Here is a 17,773-nt window from a genome sequence, read left to right as displayed (position 1 = left end):
TTTCCTTACAAATTTTAATTAAGTAAGAATTGTATCATGATTTAGTTTCGTGTAAATAGATTGTTCTCTGTTAGTAGAGGTGTCCGAAAGTAAAAAAGCGAGCCTATCAATCCTTACCTAGGGGAAACAGATGGGCTCGCTGTGAGAGAAACCTGCCATGGGCAGACCTCCACGCACTCAAAATAACGACTAGAAGTCGTAACGAATACCGCCAAACACTTGGCGCTCACGCCCTGCAAACATGCCGTCTATTCTAGTCACCAGATATTGCTTATCAGCCAAGTTGTGCGCACTGATGAAGTAAGAGGCTTTTGAATCTGCTGGTTTATAGCTGACTGATGCATTCAAGAGGCTATAAGACGGTATGTCGCCTGCCAAGCCAGACAGTGCTGCATCTACAGGGGCTAATACGCGTTGCGATGGGTGCGGTTCTTGACGACTAATGTAATCAACGCCAATACGTGCATCAACCCCCACAGGGTGCTGGTAGCCCAAGTTGATTGAAGCTATATGACGTGGCGCATAAGGTAAACGCTCGCCACTTACCACACCATGGCTTGCCACCGGGCTGGTTTTCTTAAATTCCGCTGTAAACATATTGGTGTATGAAGCCGTGACATACACATTATGTGAGGTGTCATAAATCGTGCCAAAATCAACACGGCCAGCTAATTCTAAACCTGCCATCGCGGTTTCACCCGCATTTTCATAAGTGCCGCCGCCGCGATTGATGACAATGTCATCTAATTTGGTATGAAATAGCGTTGATTCAAGACTCACGCCTTTCACATATTTAGAGCGCACGCCAATTTCCCAATTGGTGCTTTCTTCAGGCTTGGTTTCGCCTGCTACAGCGGTATTTGCACCTGCTGCAAAAATATCACGGCTAGGGCGTGGTGGCGCAAAGCCTTTATGCACACCTGCAAATATGGTAGTGTTGTCTATACCATTCCACGCCACACCAAAGCCTGGCAACACTTTGGTTTGCTTGTTGGTGAGTTTAGATTGCGGATTAGTGTGTGCATTGCCGTTAGCGCGTTGAATATCCGTCTTGGTTTTAATATCTTCAACACGAATGCCGGGTGTTACGGCCCAATCACCCATATAAAAAGTGTTTTGTCCGTAGTAAGACTTTGCCTCCACATCAATCAAGATTTTCTCTCTAGGTAATGAATTATCTTGGGCATAAGAAAGGTTTTGGAATAACGCAGTATTACCACGATATTGTTCGCGTTTAATGTCCTCTTCATGGTAACGAAAGCCAATCACCGCATCACTGGCAATGCCAAATAAATTGTGACTAAAATCTAAACGTGGCTCAATGCCCCAATAATCATAACTTCTAGGGCGATGACGACCACCACAATTAGCGGCCTGCACTTCAGTAAAGGCAGTGCCTGCTGGTTGCGGGCACCGCTCCAACACCGTTAAACCCGTGGAGTTATTTGCGCCTGAAAACCCACCTGGCTCATCCGTTTGGCGAAATGAACTACGCCACGCATCTACATAATAAGCCTGTGTTGAAAGTTTGACTTTATCGGCAATTTGAAAAATATGCTGTAATTGAAATGACTTACGCTCGTGTTCAAACGTATCATTTTTACCAGAGGGGGCTTGAAATTTATCACGCGCATATTCTGTAACGCCCAAACCTGTTTCAGACACGTTTGAATCTTCTTCATAGTAGCTGGCTTTTGCAATCAGCGTATGCTGATCAGTTAAATTAAGCTGACCTTTTATCGCAAAATCTTGCACATCAAACTCATGGTTTTTACGTACGCCATCACCCTTTTTCTGCAAGACATCTATCATCATGCCGCCGCGCTCATTGCCGTAACCTAGATTTGCATGCAGCCCTGTAAAATCGTTATTGCCGATTGTTGCAGAAACGCTACCTGCAAAGCCATCTTTTGGCACAGGCTTAGTTACAAAGTTAATCATGCCGCCCACGGTTTGCGGGCCATACAATACCTGACCAGAGCCTTTCACCACTTCAATACGTTGTACGCGGTCTAGCGGCGTAGAGTAATGCGCGGCGGGGTCGCCGTAAGGGGCTAAAAACAGCGGCATACCATCTTCTAGCAACAAGGTACGTGCACTACGACGCGGGTCATTACCACGCACGCCAATGTTCAGCGCTAGACTCATCGGGTCTTCTGAGGTAACGATATTAATGCCAGCTACATTGCTTAATGCCTCTTTAACTGAAAATGGACGTTTGGCTTCCATTTCTTTTTCATCCACCACTGTAAAAGAGCCAGGCACAGATTCTAATTTTTCAGGCAAAATGCCGATGACCGTGACGGCCTTCAACTCAATGGCTTCGGCTTTGCTTTCAGCCTGCGCATGGCTAACCGCCAACGCAGATAATAGTGCAATATAAATTTTCTTACGCAGATGCATAGTCGACCCTTTGGATAAATGCCTTAATTCAAGGCGAAATAACAAACAAAGACGAACTATGCGGTAATACTTAAATAGCAGATATGCCAACAATTCACTTTTTAGTATGGGAAAAAATCCTGATTATTTCTATAAAGATAGCATCAATATTTACAGCCGTGATATTATAAATCATGTCTGATAAAAAACTAATTGATGAGCAGCATGTCATATCGACCAAAAAGGGTAATGGCGTATTGCGACGCGAGGTTTGGGTGGACGATAAAGGCAATATCACAAGATACAATTTAGCTTATATTAACGCTCAATTATTTAATGGGGATAATGGACGTGTCATCGGCTTTGATAATGCGCACAGTTATCATCATCGTCATCATTATGGCAAGGTTGAAGCCGTGGCGTTTACTAGCTTTGAAGACATAGAAATCTTATTTGAAAGAGAATGGTTAGCTTTAAGGAGTCAATAATGCACATTAAAATCGAAAATACTGAGGACTTTTTTATCAGGGGTAAAGTCAGTGCATCACTGGCTGATAAAGGGCTGTTGCAAAAGGAAAGTAGAATTGTCAGCTTTGAAAATGCTGAAGATTTAGCTAGAGTAGTATCTGCCGCTAAAATTGATTTATTTAGATCGATTCGCGCTTGCTCTGGCTCTATTACTGACATTTCCAAACGCCTCAATAGAGACCGTTCTGCGGTTAAGCGTGACATTGACGTACTGCAATCTATTGGTTTAGTCGATATACGCACCATGAAAAATGCAGGGCATGGCACAAAAAAAGAAGTCATTGCTTGTGATAATCAAGTATTGATGGCTTGGTAAAACCCTCTAATATGCCTTTGCTAGATGCTTGACTTAAGTCCGCTTGAACTTAAACCAACGTTTATTAGTAAAAAATGTTTTGATGTTTTGCCAAAACCAACCGATCAGAATAAAAACCGCCGCAACCAAGCCAAATATCCATCTTGCATCACGCTCGGCCATTGCTTGTTTTTGATAGTTACTATTTTTAAGGGCTTTTACCGCATCGGCAGGCGTGTTAATACGCACCAACTCAAAGCCTGACGCTTGTGATAGTGCTTGCATGAACACCTTATTAAATGAGGAGATATGCTCGGTGACTTCATCTAACGTACCCTCTGGTGCGCGTTCACCAGGAGCTAAAGCACGCACGGCGGATAGTAGATTGGGGTGATTGCCTTCTAGCACTGCGTCTTCACGCGTCCAATAGCCAATAATTTCATCTTTTTGATTCAGCTTTGGGATGGGTTGCAGGGCATCGCCGCCCACGCCGAGCAATACCCCTTTAATTTTGCCTCTTAGTTTGGCAAGGTCAGTCACAATTGGCGCAGCGCGGCTTGGCATTTCGTCACCGTCTGAAATATACACCAAGTTAAGTTTTCTTTTCTGAGCCTCCACAATGGAAGCCGTCAGCGCGTTGGTCACCCACGAGTCACCTATCCAGCGCATCCGTCTATCTAAGCCAGAAACCACTTGCTCAATGGCTGGAAAGTGTCGGCACACCTCAAGTGGTTCAAACAACACCACCGATTCATCGCCTGCAAACAAAGCTACGGAGACTTTTGAGCCACAAGGCAAGCTCGCCATGCCCTCCCGCACGGCGAGTTTTGCCAGTGTGAGCCTGTCGGTTTGTGGCTTGGGATAATTCACATCGCGCACGTTCATGCTTTCGCTAATGTCAATTACGAACAGCGTATCTTGCACCACGCTTGGCAGCTGCATTTGCGGCTCAAACCAAACTGGCAATAAAACCAGACCCGCGAGCAAATACCAAATTGCGCCATTTTGAATGGCATGACGCAAGTGAACGCGGAAGTGTCCCCACCAATGTTTTAGATTATGGTGCATAGTTATCGCTGAAAAATAGACTGCTAAAATGTAGCCCGTTCGCCCTGAGCCTGTCGAAGGGTTGAGTGTGGTTCGACAAGCTCACCACGAACGGATTGTTTGGGTATTTTTCTGTCACATCCATCACGGTAAGCCTCTGCGCGTATTATCCTTCATCAAGGCCGAACCATTTTGCTGATACGGTTGCATGCCAATGGTGCCGTCAGGCTCTCTTTGGTAGCCTTCGGTGCGCTTTTCTGGGCTAAGTCTGTCGATTAATTCTAGGTTATAGCGTGCATCGTACATGTCGGGCTTAATGCGCAATGCGCCTTTGTAAGCCTCACGCGCGAGTAGCACGCGCTCAATAGCGCGACGATGCGAGCCGCCTTTTTCAATATTTGAAGAAGCAATGGCGGATTCAAAATGCACATTGCCGATGGCGTATTTGGCACGCGCGCGTAGCTCAGGGTTAAGTGAAACTTCTGCAATGTTAAATGCTTTTTGTGCTTCAACGGGCTTGTTTTGGCTGGCTAATAAATAGCCAACACTATAAGCATGTAAGTATTCATTATTATTTAGTGATTGTTTTAATATGGATTTATTGTTGTAAGCAAGATTGAGTTGGTGCGCTTTCCACCACAAGTTAAATTGGTAGCCAGTCGCTAGCAATAGCAATGTCATCAGCACCAATAATGCACGCGGCAGATTATCGAGCAATTGTTGACGTATTTTATGTTGTATTTTCATGTTTATCTCTACCTATTGTAGGTCGGACTTCAGTCCGACATGTCGGGTTAAAACCCGACCTACAGATTATGGTTTCCATGCTTTAATCTCTATCTGTTTTAACCAAAATAACACCCCTAACAAGCCCATCGTCAGCATATAAAAATACACCGCATAATCTTGGCGTGGCAACCGATATTCATAGCGCGTGGGCTTATTGGTGGCGCGCCCAATTTCCGCCACGGCTTGCTGCAAGCCCGCTTCGCTATTCACTTCAAATGCTTGGTAGGGAATTTCCAGCTCTTCAAAAAGCTTATTCATGGCTAGGTTTTGGTCCATCTCTACTTTTGCCAACCCTTCATTGGTAATAATTTCATTATCCCCTGCAATCACGGTACTTAATTGCGTCACTTCAGCACCTGCATGCACATACACCCAAATCAATTTGGCGCGGGTTTGCTTAAACGCATTTTTCAGAATAATTCTATCGGCAGGTTCAATCACCGCATCACCATCTGACACCAACAAAATCAAGCGCGAGGCAGTAAACGGACGATTATTAAAATAATCTAAGCCCATCGCTAAGGCGCGGTTAAGCGCGGTAAAACCAGAACTATTGGCTTCAGCACTTTGCATGGCGGCTTTAGCAAGCTCGCGGTCCGCAGATAATGGTGCTACGCTCACTGGAGCCGCATTAAAGGCCACCACGCCAAAGGTATCCGCTGGACGTTGCTCCATAAATTTAAGTAACACCTTGCGTGCGGCCTCAATTTTGCTAATAGGCTTAGCGTTCACGCTTTGGTCATAGCTTTGCAAGTTTTCAGACATGCTACCGCTACGGTCTAGCACCACCACAATCTCTGCGCCTTCGCCCACTTTAGTGACTGTTCCGCCCTCGGTAAAAGGTGCGGCAGCGGCAATGATTAACGCAGCCAGCGTTAAAGCTGCCAAAACCCGCACGCCCCAACGTAGCCAATCAGATAAGAAGTCTTTAGGCCAGTCTTCTAATCCTGGAAAATTAAACTGCTTTACCCCGTAGCTTATCAATGGCAAAAGTGCCAATGGTAGCAACCAAAGCAATTCAGGCTTAAAAAAATGCAGTGCGTTCATGCGCTAAGCTTTTGTGGCACGATTTAAAGCGACAGGCTTTTGACGCACATTTTGATTGGCTTGGCTGTGTGATACTTGCCTGGGTGATACTAATCTGCGTGATACTGGCCTGCGAGATAAACGCTCAGCCAACGCAGAACGGTTAATCCAGCGTAAAGTGTCTGTGACAGAAATATTGCTGGTACTCGAATGGGTGTTTTTCTCATAAAATGTTTGCCATGACGCATTAAAAAACTGCGTAATCGCAGGTTTTTCTGCCGCTAAATATGGGCTTTTTTCAAACAGATTGACCAAAGTATTCGGGTATAAACTCTGCCCAGCACTGCTGGCTAAACCTGCATGAATAGTGCGTAAGTTTTCTACTGTGAATACTTGCCCTATGTTTTGCTGGCTTAACTTTTGTTGTTTTAACTGGCGTGCCAATTGTGTCATGGGGCCAGGATTGCGCGGCAACCATGAAATTTTATCTTGCAACCAAAGCCAAAGCGCACCGCACAGCAAGCCTAAAATCAAGCATATGATGGCGAATGTAAGCGGCGTACGTTCATTGAAACGTAAAGGCGGCGCATGTGGGCGGTGTGTATTTTCTGTAATCGTGGGTGGTAGCACGGGCGATAAGTTAAAGCCTTGCGCAGGAATCGTAATGGTTAAAGGTTTATTCGCGGCCAATTTGGCTGTGCTATCTTTTGCATTATCATCTGCTTTTGCGCTATCACTTGATGGAATTGTTTGCAGTTGTATCGCTGGTATTTTGAGCGTTTGCGCATGTTCTACTGTGCCAAATATCTGCCAAGTAAAATCGATGCTGATTTTACGTCCGCCATCGGCATTTTTGGCTTCAGCCATCGATACATTGCGTAAATCTAACCAATTGTTCACAGGGCCTTTTAGCGGCACGCTGTTTGGGTCAAACACCAAGCCTTTGGCTAAGTTAAACTCGGCATGCATGGCGATGGTGTCGCCTAGCGTGTAACCGTTATCGCGCATGGTGATTTTGACTTTTGGGCCTGTTACGGCTGGCGTTGCAACAGTAACTCCAGCGAATACGGTTTGCAAGAAAAGCGACAAACACAGTAGCAATACAACTCTTATTTTCATTACGCGCTACGCTCCATAAAATACTTGGTCAAAAGTGCCGTACTAAACTCACCCTTTACCACAAACGGCTTGCCGCCATATATGCGGCAAGCCTCTTCAACATTGCTGACATGTTGCGCGCGTAGGTCTTGCATCTGTTTTTGTAAGCTAGCCCGCATCCACACGAATTGCCCTGCGCCTGTTTCAACATCACGCAAAATGGCAATGCCGCTTTTGGGTAATTCGTCTATTTCTGCGGGGTCTTGCAACATCACTGGCACGACATCGTGGTGGCTGAGTTTTTTTAATAACAGGTTTAATTTACCTGCTGGCCAGCGAAAATCTGACACGACAAACACCAAACAACGCCGTTGAGGCAGGTAAGGCACCGCTGATAATAAACCATCCGCATGTTTGCCTTGGGCTTTAAGTTTTGCAAAATGGTGATTCACCCACAACCACGCGCCACGATTGGCTTTGGGCGGCAACATACATTGTTTATTAATGGTTTCACCTGCTGCAAACAAGCCGAAAGCATCGCCTGAACGATAGGCAGATAATGCCAGTTGCGAGGCGATTTCTTGCGCCACGTGCAGTCGGTTCACCTTGCCGACATAACCCATAGAAGCGGAAGTATCGACCAACACGATGACTTTTAATGCCGAATTTAAGTTGAAATCGCGCACCCAAATGTTTTCAAACGGGTCGCGCAAACTGGCACGTAAATCTAGCCGCCTTGGGTCTGGATGATCGCGCAATAACACCACAGAACGTAGCTGATCTCCAAGCCCAGCGACGATGCCACGGCTTGCCCCAGGCTGATGCCCTGAAGGTCGCCAACGGACGTGATAGTGGATTAAAGGTTGCTGTGCCATAAGGTTTACGATAGATGGTGCTTTATATAATGTATTTGACTTAAAACCACCCTCACCCCAACCCTCTCCCAAGGGTAGAGGGAGCTTAAACCCTCGCCCATTGGGATTAGTGGAGACTTAGTCGAAGTTTTATCTCGGCTTAGTCGGTCACTTAGCTGTTCTATCAGAGGGTGCGCGACAGCGCGGGTGAGGGAAAGCACGCTAACCATATTACGGCGTAGGCACGCTATGCAAAATTGCTTGTGTATATGCGCGTGCCAACCAGCCGCGTTGCAACTCATAAATCGGCGTAAAGAATACGCGATGCGCAACTACTTGGTGAAACACGGCCGCCACATCTTGCGGTGCAAGTTCTAAGCGGCCATCCAACCAAGCCGACACTTTTGCTGCACGTACCAACATACTCGTGCCGCGTGGGCCCATACCAGCAATCATCAACTCATCCATGTCCACATCGGGCAATTGAATGCCATAATCTTGCGGGCGGTGCGTGGCACGGCGTAAATGCTCAACAAAATCCTGCACGGCCTCGCCTGCGGTCACAGAATTTTGTATTACAGGCGCAAACGGCGTGAGCGCATCAAAGCCTACATTGCCCGCCGTGACTTGCGCTATCAATTTATCAGTATCGTGAAAGCGCGAGTCAAACGTCAAAGCTTTATGCACCGCGCTATCATTGGCTGGGTTGATTTCCAACTCCATCAAAAAGCGGTCGCGCGCCGCACCTGGCAACTCGAATGTTTCTTCTTTTTCCACCGCGTTACGATCTGCAAACACCAGCAAATGCGGAAAATAATACTCACGGTTAAACGCAGTAATGCTACGCTCTGCCATCACTCGCAATAACAAAGAATGCACTTGCGGGCGGGCGCGGTTGATTTCATTAAAAAAGAATACCGATAAATTCTCACCTTGCGCTAAAATTGGCCCAGAATCCACACGCGGCTTGCCGTCTTGATCAATATAAGTGTGATAAATCAAATCTTGCGGCATTAAGTCAATTGTGCCTTCAATCCGTTGATAACCACCACCCAAGCCACGCGCGGCGGCACGTAACAGCGTGGTTTTACCCACGCCCACATTGCCTTCCAACAACACATGACCACGCGCAAAAATCGCAATCACTAAAGACCGTATCGCAGGTGCTAAACCGATGACCGTGCCATTCAACTCTTTTTCATAGGTTAAAGCGCGATTGCGCCAATCTTCAAGCATGATTTCCGACATAGTAGCCCCTGAAATTTTTTAGCCCAATGTTTAACCGTATTAAAAAAATAAATACGCGGCTAGATTTATTAAGTGGCTCTATTACACGCTAAAGACAGATTTTAATTTAGGGATAAATTCCTGATTTGTACTGGGATATTGGCTACATAGCGTAGTCCAGTTTGATGATTTTCAATGGTCCAAGTGCTAGTTTAGTGAGATGCTCGATGGTGTATTTTGATGCATTGACATTTCATACACATAATTCTGAGCAGTCTTACGCCACCTATTAATCAGCACTTCCTTAACGGTTAAACTTCTGCTTTAACATCTCCCACCACAAAGTATTTTTGTGTAAACTTGCAGTGGAAGATGCTACTTTTTTACTTCTGGTTTATCCAATCCGCTCAATCCCGCTTTTACATAAGCGTTCACCGCTTTTAGTGCTGACTCATCATCTAAACCTTTGGGTGGCTCGTTGGTGGTATCGGCGCGATAATAACGTGCAAGCCATGCAACCTCTGAACCTGCGCCGTTAGCTTTTACTTTGATGCGCCCTGTGAGCGAGCTTACAGGGAGTGCTTTTATGTCAATTTCGCCACCGATACGGTAAGAGATAGTCATTTCTATGGGCAAGATTTCATCGACTTCTTCAGCAATTTTGCTGCCATTTTTTAAGGTTAGAGTGCGTTTTTTGGGGTCTGTGGATTGGCAATCTGCAACGTCTGGATGCCAATTTTTAATGGCACATGGCTCGCTGAGTTGCTTCCAAACTGCATCTGGCGCGGCTTTTAGTGTGGCAGTTTGGTCTGTTTTTTGCGGTGTTGGGCCGTGTGCAATGGCTGGCATGGCAATGGCTGATAATAAAAGTGCGTAAATCAATTTCATTTGGCTTTCCTTTTAAAAAATGGCTGAATCAACTGCTTGTAAAACTTCTGTAATAAATGATCAGGTACAAAAAATAACAGCACTAACAACATGGCAGGAATTGCAAACCATGCGCGTAAATCGGTGTTACTTTTGCGCCATGTCGCCAATTTGTGGCTGGTCAGTACATCAGCCATTGTGCTGACATCACCAAGTCGCCAATAACCCAGCCCTGTCACTTTGGCTAACGCTTTTAAGTTATTTTCATCTAACGCAGAAAGGTGCGCGTTTGTTGACTCTGCAGGGGTTTTTCCGTGCGGGGAATTACGACCGTGTTGCTCGTTTTCCATATCTAATGCGGATTGCGTTTTTTTGTTAACGCCAAAAGTGGCGTAGCGCATCACTTCTTCTAGCTCCCAATAAGCTGAAATGTTATCGTCTGCATCAACCTTGGGAATGCGTGCTGGCGTTGTGTCACCTACGCCAAAAATGCTTCCTTTGACTTCACCCACTTTCCCTTCAAATTTAGGTGCGTAATCAGGGTTAATGGGCGGGGCTTGATGCCCATCAGTAATAAAGGCTAAGCGCATGTCTTTATCAAGCTTGGAATTGAGTTTTGGCGTTTGCATAATGGCACTAAATAAACCGTTAATAATGAAAGAATCGGCCGCCCACGCCATACGCCAATCGATATGAGCAACGGTTTCATCCAATGCGCCAAAATGTGCGCAAACTTCCATTGGATGCGTCACAGTGGTCGTATGACGCTCTGTAAATAAGCCGATTGCTACACGTGATCCGCAAGGTAAAGATTTTAATGAAGCACGAATCGCACGTTTTGAATAGGCTAAGCGGCTCATCGCTTTATCCTGCTCGGCCATATCGCGCACATTCATACTTTGCGTAATATCCAGCACAATAAACCAATCAAACACCCGTTTTGGCAAGTTTGCCTGCGGCTTGAATAAACAAGTGGCAAGCAAAATAATGGCGAGGAATAACAGGCGACCGCGCCAATCAAACTTACTTAATTTATCCACAAAACGCATTAAAAAACTCATGGCATTCCACGTGGAAAACCTGGAATAGCAGGCCAGCCTTCAGGGGGCGTCTCTTGGGTGACTTCTTCCTCTTCTTCTGATCGACGACTTTTACTGCTTTCAATAATAGGAGCTAAGCGCAAAACGAGTTCGTAGTTATATTTGGCATCCATCCAGTGTGGGTCAAGACGCAATGCCTCACGGTAACTTTCTTTAGCGATGGCTAACAAGGGGGTGACTTTATCCCACCCATCCAAGCCCGTCTCTTCTAGTAATTGATTGGCTTGGCGCAAATAAACATTGGCCATATTGTAATGCGCGGCCTTGCGAACGCTACTGTCTTTGCTTGATGCAGCTAAGGCATAAAGCTTTAAGGCTTTTTCAATGTCTTTGTGAGCCACCCAATAACTAGCATCTGCAAAAACAGCATCAGGTGCGGCATTATTTTGTAGTGTTTTATGGCTAAGATGTTTATTGTAAATGCCGGCTTGGTAGAGCGCATAGCCGCTCCATGCAAGTACAATCAAGGATAAAAGCCATAGCAGAAACATCCACGGTAACCATTTTAATGCCCAAATTTTTAAGCGGTGCGCCATTGCTTGACCTCCGTGAAGTGAAAAGCCAGCAAGCCACAGGCACATAAAAATGCCAGCCAATAAAATATGGCGGATAAATCACGCCGTGGCGCGGCCTCTTGGTAGCGCACAGGTTGGTTTTTCAAGCGGGCAATGTCGGTCACCGCCTGCTCAACCGCCTGTGGGTTTTCTGCCTCATAAGCTTTATAAGGCACGCCCATGCTGCCAAAAAAACGATGCAAGTGATATTCTGGGTACGCGTCATCGTTTCCTTCTTCCTCTGGTTTAGATAGACCAGGGCTATTGGCCGTACGCAAAAATATCCAGTAAAGCGATGCCCCTTGCCGATGAAACATATTGCGTAACATATCTTGTGTTTTGCTTTCTAAATGGGCACCGCCGTCAGATGCCAGCACCACCACGCGTGCGCCTGTCACAGGTTTACCCTCATAGGAATCCAGTGCCATGCCCAAACCACGCGCCACCGCTGTAAAGCCCATGCCACCTGCTTCAGTGGCTTTAAGCGCAGATAAAACGGCTTCTTTATCGCCGCCCAATGGCGCGGCTAAGATAGGGGATGTGTTAAAAGTCACCATGCCGAGTAAATCTTCACGGCTTTTGCTCACAAAAGTTTGCAACACGCGCCTAGCAACCTCCATTTTTGATGATTCTTGGTTTGCCTTATCAGCAAAATTGTCATTCATACTGGCACTACGGTCTAGCACTAACATAATGTGTGCGCCGCGCCCTACACGCTCTATTGAGTGGCTACCACAGTAAAATCCTGCCAAACCTAGTGCAATAAAACCAATGGCTAGCGCGCCTAACATGCGCCATAAACATTCTAGCCATGTTGAAAGCGGGTCTATAGGCAAGCGTGCGATAGATGGGTAAGCGAAAGCAGAATGCCCACGCGCCAATAACGGCAATAAGGCAAGCGGTAGCAGCAGTAAATAAGCTGGTGTAGCTGACCCCCAGTTTTCCAAACCTAAGCTTTCTAAACCTAAGCTTTCCAAACCCATGCCTTGCAAAATATGCTGAATAAAATCCATATGCAAGCCGCTACTTTGCCTCAAGCAACATCAATTGACGGCTTAATTGCTTAAGTTGCTCCATAGTCAAATCGCTCACTCCACCAGCAAAAAAAGCACGTTCAGAGCCTGCATAAAAGCTTTCAATTTCGGTGCGTTTAGCGGTGAGCTGATCATTGCCATTAAACAACAAGGCCACTCTTTCTGCGCTTAATGTGGTGCCAGCCGTGGCATCACAGGCACGTCGTAAAGCACGCATGGCATGGCTCAGTTGTGTAGAAGCATCAGCGTTTTTTTTCAAGGATTGAATATCACGATAAGCGCGTCTAAAGGGCTTAGGTGCGGAAAATAACGCAGTCAACTTTGCTGGTAGCCAATCAAATCGCCAAGCAAAATATAAACTGGATATTAGCAAACCCAATAAAGCCATGATTAAAGTCTTGATGAGTGCTTGCGTATTGCGGGCTTTTGGTAGCACATCTGCATTCGTTTCTGCTGTTAATTTTTTCATGGCGGTGGGCAATATGGATGCCACGGACATTTGCGCTGGTTTAACATGTGCGATGAGTACTTTATCTGCAAGACGAAATTGCAAATCCAGCGACTTTAATTTGTAAGCACGCGTTTCTTGCATCACGCGAAAAATCTGCCAATCCAAAATGATGGTATGCACCGTTTCATTGCCGGTGTTTTGTGCTGACCACTGTGCATCGCGTAACTCAATGCTTGCAGCACTTTTGCCGATATTAGGTAGCGAAGTCTCATCTAGCACATAACCTTCAGGCGTGCGAATGATGATGGTTTGACGCGCAACATCCCCCACTTGATAGCCGATTTCTTGCATGGTAGATTGAACACTGACATTCTGCACAGGCACGACAGGCTTGGTATCAGCCGCGCTGACTTGCAAGCTGGTTGCACTTAACAATATAAGCAACACGCTTAAAATATGAGGTAATTTCATCAGCTCGCCTCCAATAAATGACGTGTTAATTGCTCGGCGTTAAACGTATCTTCTATAAAAAATGGCGCACGCGTGCCTGCCTGCAAACATTGAGCGATGATGGTTTGACGTCGCGCCGTATAAGATGCTTTTATTTGCCTCATTAAGCTAGGGCGTAAGAATATCGAGCGATAGCCGCCGCTTTCCATATCGCGTACTCGTACCCAACCCCATGTTGGAATATGGTGATATTCCGCGCTATCCCAAAGCACCAGCGGGACTACATCATGCGGAGCGAGCGATGTGAATGTTTTAGTTAAAAGTGCATCAGGCAAGTGAAAATCAGAAATCAAAAATACTAATGAGCGTTTTTGTCGCAATTGTTGTGCGGCAAGGGGTAGTGCAGAGGCATCAGATTGCGTGTTAGCTGGCAGGTCTGCCAACAGTTTGTTGCGAATCTCATCGGCTAAGCCAAGCCTGTGGCTAGGCGGCGCAAATAAATCCAATCTCACTGTGTCATCACACGCCACCAAACCAAATGCATCACCACTACGTACCGCAGACCAAGCGGCAGAAGCAACAATATCTGCCACTAAGTTAAGTTTGTCACTATTGCCAGTAAAACGCATAGAGGCAGATAAATCTAATACCGCATAAACGGCAATTGCACCACGCTCATGGTAGGCGCGAGACATCAATTGGCGTGGTAGCGTACGCAAAGTAGCACGTAAATCAATGCGCCTAGGGTTCGGATTTTCCATAAACGGCACGAAGTTTTGAAAATCTGCATTACCACCTACCGTGCGTGTAGGATGCGTCCCAGGCTGCGCACTACGTGTGCGCCAGCCTAGATGGTAATAAAATTCTTGTGGAATTAAACTATTCACGATTATTTTTACTGGAAATGTTAAAAACGCTTAAGGTGCAGAAACCTTATCAAGCACGCTATTCAATAATCGTGGTGCTAAAGTTTCGCGGCGCAACTCATAAGCTGGCGTAAAGAATACACGGTGCGATACGGTGTCGTGAAATACTGCGCGAATATCATCAGGCGTTAAGTAATCACGATTCTCAAGCCACGCACGGCAACGTGCGGCACGCATCAACATGGCCATGCCACGTGGGCTAGCACCACCTGCCACTAATTTTGATGTGTCCACGTCATCAAAAGTCACGCCAGCTTCAGCAGGGTTGCGCAAGGCGCGCCATAAATTCACTGCATAATCTTGCAAAGGCAATTCAGCACGCACACTGGCTTGCACCGCTTCCGCCACTGCATTGAGTTCTGAATATGGCACAAGACCAGCTTGCAAGGTGTCAATCAGTGCATCCACATTGTGAAAACGTTGGTTAAACATCAAATCACGTTGTAAATCGCGGTCATTCGGGGCATCAATCGAGATTTCCATAAAAAAGCGATCACGCGCGGCAGCAGGTAACTCAAAGGTTTCTTCACGTTCCAAGCGGTTTCTATCGGCAAATACTGTGAGATGTGGGAAATGATATTCACGATTAAACGCGTTCACACTACGCTCAGCCATCAAGCGCAATAGCAAGCTGTGTGCTTGCGGACGGGCGCGGTTAATTTCGTTAAAAAAGAATACCGCTAACGCCTCTTCATGTTGCAATAATGGGCCAGGGGCTACCGCAGGCTGCCCATTTTGATCAAGATAGGCATGGTATAAAAAGTCACTAGGCATTAAATCAATCGCACCTTCAATACGCTGATACTCTCCGCCTAATAGCCGCGCGGCGGCGCGTAATAGCGTGGTTTTACCAACACCTACATCGCCTTCTAATAACACATGACCGCGTGAAAAAATAGCGATAGTGAGAGAACGCACTTGCTGATTTAAACCAAGCACCACGCTATTGAGTGCGCTTTCAAAGGTAATAGCACGCTCGCGCCATTCATTGAGGTTTATGTTGTCTGCCATGCAATATTCCAAAAAAGTTTAAAGCAAATTGAACTTGATTTCATCAGCAATCGTTGCTCAAAGAAACGTGCAAAAGTCTCTGATGAAATAAAGCTTGAAATAAAGCTAAAAAAAGCCGACGTTTTGTAACATCGGCTTTTAATTTAAATCTAACTACTCGCCTGCTACATCGAAATCAAATTTACCTGTTGCTTTAGCATGGGCAATACGTTTTGCATTGCGTGCATCCATCGCGATGATTGAAGCTTGTTGTTTACCCACTTCTTTAGACTCATGCTTTGGGTCATATTTAGAACCCGCAATTTTTTCTGGATAGCCAGGTTTAGCTTCCCAGCAGTTACCTGCTTCTTTACACTTTTGTCCGTCATAAGCAAATGCTGCGCCAGATGCAACCATTGCGCCTGCGATTGCCACTAATGTCAAAATACGTTTCATTAAAAACTCCTTGTGATATGGTTGCTGGTGATGTTGCATTGTCTGCTTGGCAACCACCAGTTAGCCGCCAAGCAGAATTCTTAAAAACTAATGTGCTGCTGGTTTTGCATCTTTATTTTGCAAACTACGTACCCAGCTCATTAGTTGCAAAATCTCATCTTGAGAAATCAAGCCCTTTTGTGGTCCCATCATGCCTTGACCGCCAGCGTAAATCGTTTCAAACAAACCTTTGTCTTTTTTGTTGCCCGGGTATGTCCAATAGCTATCTGCCAGTGCCGGCCCCAATTTACCTTCAGCCAAATGTCCATGACAACCAGAACAGGCAGTTGAGTAAATGGTGTAACCATTTTTAATCACTGCTTCATTGCCGTTATAGGGGTTTTTACCCGTTTTTTTGAATTGCTTTACTGCGGGCGTGTCATCGCCTAGCTTATCCTTGAAATCCAGCAAATCGCCTGAAATGGTGCCGCGAAATTCTATATCTGGGCCATCATCAACCACAATTTCAGTTGCGACTGTAGTTTTTGCCGGAGTTGCAGCATCCTGCGCCTGACAAGCCGTTAAAAACGTAGCAAGAATGGCCGCGAATAACGCTGTGGTGTGGCTTGGTTTAATCAATTTATACAACTTACGCCCCTTAAAATATACTTGGAAATATTAACCACCTGAGATTGGCAACAACGGAATACCTTCACGTTTTAACACGGCTTCAATTTCCGCATGTTTTTCCTTGATGGCACGGTTTAAATCTTGCAATAAGGCGGCATCCGCTTTACGCACACCCATGGCAATTTCATAATGCATGGGCACTTTTTCGCCATTGGACTTAACTGCATCATCTTTGATGACTTGCATTTTTAATGGTACTTTTGATTCTTTAACGTAGCGACCTGCATCTGCCGCCCATAGCATGGCTGTGTGTATGTGCTTTGTTGCTACATCATTTACATACTCTTGTGGATCAACGCGAATGGCGCGATTGCGGGTGGATTGATATTTTTGTTTTTCAGCAAAATAATCAAACATGTCATCGAATCTGTCTTTTTGCAACAACATCACTTTACCAGGGCTGTCATACGTCACCCCGATGCGAAAGTTACGCTCTTTGATTAAGTCATCATTCCAAGACGAAATATCAATTTCACGGTCTTTACGGGTAATAAATACGTAAGCAGATTTGTAATATGCATCGGTTTTAAGCATTTCGCTCATTCTCATACGCGGGTCGGTATGCACAAATTTATCCACGCCCATCATCACATCACATTTACCTTTATTGAGATAATCTCGTTCTACCAAGCGCGCATCTTTCCAAAATACAAAATTCACTTTTCTATTCAGTGCTTTGCCAATTATTTCTGCAATATTGTTCTCAAACCCTTCTTTTTTAAGGTTTGAATATGGCATTTCGTTTTCACCTGCACAAATATTTAAATCTGCCGCACGTGCTTGCAACGCGCTTAAACTAACTGCGCCTATCACTAGCGATTTTAAAACTGACTGTAAAAAGGTACTTTTCTTCATGCTATAAAACACTCCTATAAACGGTTACTTCCCTTATTGTGCTTTTTGCTGCACATTCAAATAGATAAATGGCAAATAAGAAAATAGAGGATTACACCTCATCATCACCCATTTGAATATACAGAAAATTCACTAAATGGCTGGGGAATTTCTCCCCCAGCAACCTAGTTGACGC

General features: G+C 45.5%; 19 protein-coding genes. 2 read left to right on the top strand and 17 right to left on the bottom strand.

Features of this window, described 5'->3' with window-relative positions; translation table 11 throughout:
• Positions 1–189: 189 nt before the first annotated feature.
• A complete protein-coding gene (locus Q8J82_RS12800; protein WP_305328439.1) occupies positions 190–2,403 on the bottom strand; it encodes a TonB-dependent receptor domain-containing protein in 2,214 nt (737 codons plus the stop codon).
• A 173-nt stretch (positions 2,404–2,576) separates the two neighbouring features.
• Here Q8J82_RS12800 and Q8J82_RS12795 point away from each other — a divergent pair, with 173 nt between their 5' ends.
• Together Q8J82_RS12795 and Q8J82_RS12790 are read left to right on the top strand one after the other, a co-directional pair.
• Positions 2,577–2,870 carry a DUF6516 family protein gene (locus tag Q8J82_RS12795; RefSeq protein WP_304891474.1) on the top strand — a complete coding sequence of 98 codons (294 nt, stop codon included), beginning with the start codon at positions 2,577–2,579 and terminating at the stop codon, positions 2,868–2,870.
• Entirely contained in the window at positions 2,870–3,226 is a 357-nt protein-coding gene (locus Q8J82_RS12790; protein WP_304891473.1) for an HTH domain-containing protein, read from the top strand. The genes Q8J82_RS12795 and Q8J82_RS12790 overlap by 1 nt, the downstream gene beginning before the upstream one ends.
• Positions 3,227–3,259: 33 nt before the next feature.
• Here Q8J82_RS12790 and Q8J82_RS12785 read toward each other — a convergent pair whose 3' ends face one another.
• From Q8J82_RS12785 to moxJ, 16 genes are all read right to left on the bottom strand, one after another.
• Positions 3,260–4,273 (bottom strand): VWA domain-containing protein, encoded by a 1,014-nt coding sequence (locus tag Q8J82_RS12785; RefSeq protein ID WP_304891472.1) that lies wholly within the window; start codon positions 4,271–4,273, stop codon positions 3,260–3,262.
• 123 nt (positions 4,274–4,396) lie between these two features.
• Positions 4,397–4,999 (bottom strand): hypothetical protein, encoded by a 603-nt coding sequence (locus Q8J82_RS12780; RefSeq protein ID WP_304891471.1) that lies wholly within the window; start codon positions 4,997–4,999, stop codon positions 4,397–4,399.
• Positions 5,000–5,065: 66 nt separating this feature from the next.
• Positions 5,066–6,088: a VWA domain-containing protein gene (locus Q8J82_RS12775; protein WP_304891470.1), complete on the bottom strand. Its 1,023-nt coding sequence runs from the start codon at positions 6,086–6,088 to the stop codon at positions 5,066–5,068.
• Positions 6,089–6,091: 3 nt separating this feature from the next.
• Positions 6,092–7,186 carry a hypothetical protein gene (locus Q8J82_RS12770; protein ID WP_305328438.1) on the bottom strand — a complete coding sequence of 365 codons (1,095 nt, stop codon included), beginning with the start codon at positions 7,184–7,186 and terminating at the stop codon, positions 6,092–6,094.
• Positions 7,186–8,040 carry a DUF58 domain-containing protein gene (locus tag Q8J82_RS12765; RefSeq protein WP_304891468.1) on the bottom strand — a complete coding sequence of 285 codons (855 nt, stop codon included), beginning with the start codon at positions 8,038–8,040 and terminating at the stop codon, positions 7,186–7,188. The genes Q8J82_RS12770 and Q8J82_RS12765 overlap by 1 nt, the downstream gene beginning before the upstream one ends.
• A gap of 210 nt (positions 8,041–8,250) precedes the next feature.
• On the bottom strand, positions 8,251–9,267 hold the full coding sequence (locus Q8J82_RS12760; RefSeq protein ID WP_304891467.1) for a MoxR family ATPase: 1,017 nt from the start codon (positions 9,265–9,267) through the stop codon (positions 8,251–8,253).
• Between the two features lie 354 nt (positions 9,268–9,621).
• Positions 9,622–10,134 (bottom strand): SRPBCC family protein, encoded by a 513-nt coding sequence (locus Q8J82_RS12755; RefSeq protein WP_304891466.1) that lies wholly within the window; start codon positions 10,132–10,134, stop codon positions 9,622–9,624.
• Positions 10,131–11,174 carry a vWA domain-containing protein gene (locus tag Q8J82_RS12750; RefSeq protein ID WP_304891465.1) on the bottom strand — a complete coding sequence of 348 codons (1,044 nt, stop codon included), beginning with the start codon at positions 11,172–11,174 and terminating at the stop codon, positions 10,131–10,133. Before Q8J82_RS12750 ends, Q8J82_RS12755 begins: the two co-directional genes overlap by 4 nt.
• Positions 11,171–11,749: a hypothetical protein gene (locus Q8J82_RS12745; protein ID WP_304907970.1), complete on the bottom strand. Its 579-nt coding sequence runs from the start codon at positions 11,747–11,749 to the stop codon at positions 11,171–11,173. Before Q8J82_RS12745 ends, Q8J82_RS12750 begins: the two co-directional genes overlap by 4 nt.
• Complete coding sequence (locus Q8J82_RS12740) at positions 11,734–12,804, bottom strand: vWA domain-containing protein (RefSeq protein WP_305252298.1); 1,071 nt, start codon at positions 12,802–12,804, stop codon at positions 11,734–11,736. Before Q8J82_RS12740 ends, Q8J82_RS12745 begins: the two co-directional genes overlap by 16 nt.
• Entirely contained in the window at positions 12,791–13,723 is a 933-nt protein-coding gene (locus tag Q8J82_RS12735) for a hypothetical protein (RefSeq protein ID WP_304890743.1), read from the bottom strand. Before Q8J82_RS12735 ends, Q8J82_RS12740 begins: the two co-directional genes overlap by 14 nt.
• Positions 13,723–14,589 (bottom strand): DUF58 domain-containing protein, encoded by an 867-nt coding sequence (locus tag Q8J82_RS12730; RefSeq protein ID WP_304890744.1) that lies wholly within the window; start codon positions 14,587–14,589, stop codon positions 13,723–13,725. Before Q8J82_RS12730 ends, Q8J82_RS12735 begins: the two co-directional genes overlap by 1 nt.
• Before the next feature lie 30 nt (positions 14,590–14,619).
• Entirely contained in the window at positions 14,620–15,639 is a 1,020-nt protein-coding gene (locus Q8J82_RS12725) for a MoxR family ATPase (protein ID WP_305326283.1), read from the bottom strand.
• 153 nt (positions 15,640–15,792) lie between these two features.
• Positions 15,793–16,074: a methanol dehydrogenase gene (locus tag Q8J82_RS12720; protein ID WP_305328437.1), complete on the bottom strand. Its 282-nt coding sequence runs from the start codon at positions 16,072–16,074 to the stop codon at positions 15,793–15,795.
• Between the two features lie 87 nt (positions 16,075–16,161).
• Positions 16,162–16,701 (bottom strand): cytochrome c(L), periplasmic, encoded by a 540-nt coding sequence (gene moxG / locus Q8J82_RS12715; protein ID WP_305326281.1) that lies wholly within the window; start codon positions 16,699–16,701, stop codon positions 16,162–16,164.
• A gap of 30 nt (positions 16,702–16,731) precedes the next feature.
• A complete protein-coding gene (gene moxJ, locus Q8J82_RS12710; protein WP_305326280.1) occupies positions 16,732–17,598 on the bottom strand; it encodes a methanol oxidation system protein MoxJ in 867 nt (288 codons plus the stop codon).
• Positions 17,599–17,773: the final 175 nt, after the last annotated feature.

It is taken from the genome of Methylotenera sp. (assembly GCF_030684185.1).
GTDB lineage: Bacteria > Pseudomonadota > Gammaproteobacteria > Burkholderiales > Methylophilaceae > Methylotenera.
Note: the sequence above shows the minus strand (reverse complement) of the source record. Positions and strands in the feature narration are given on the sequence as shown.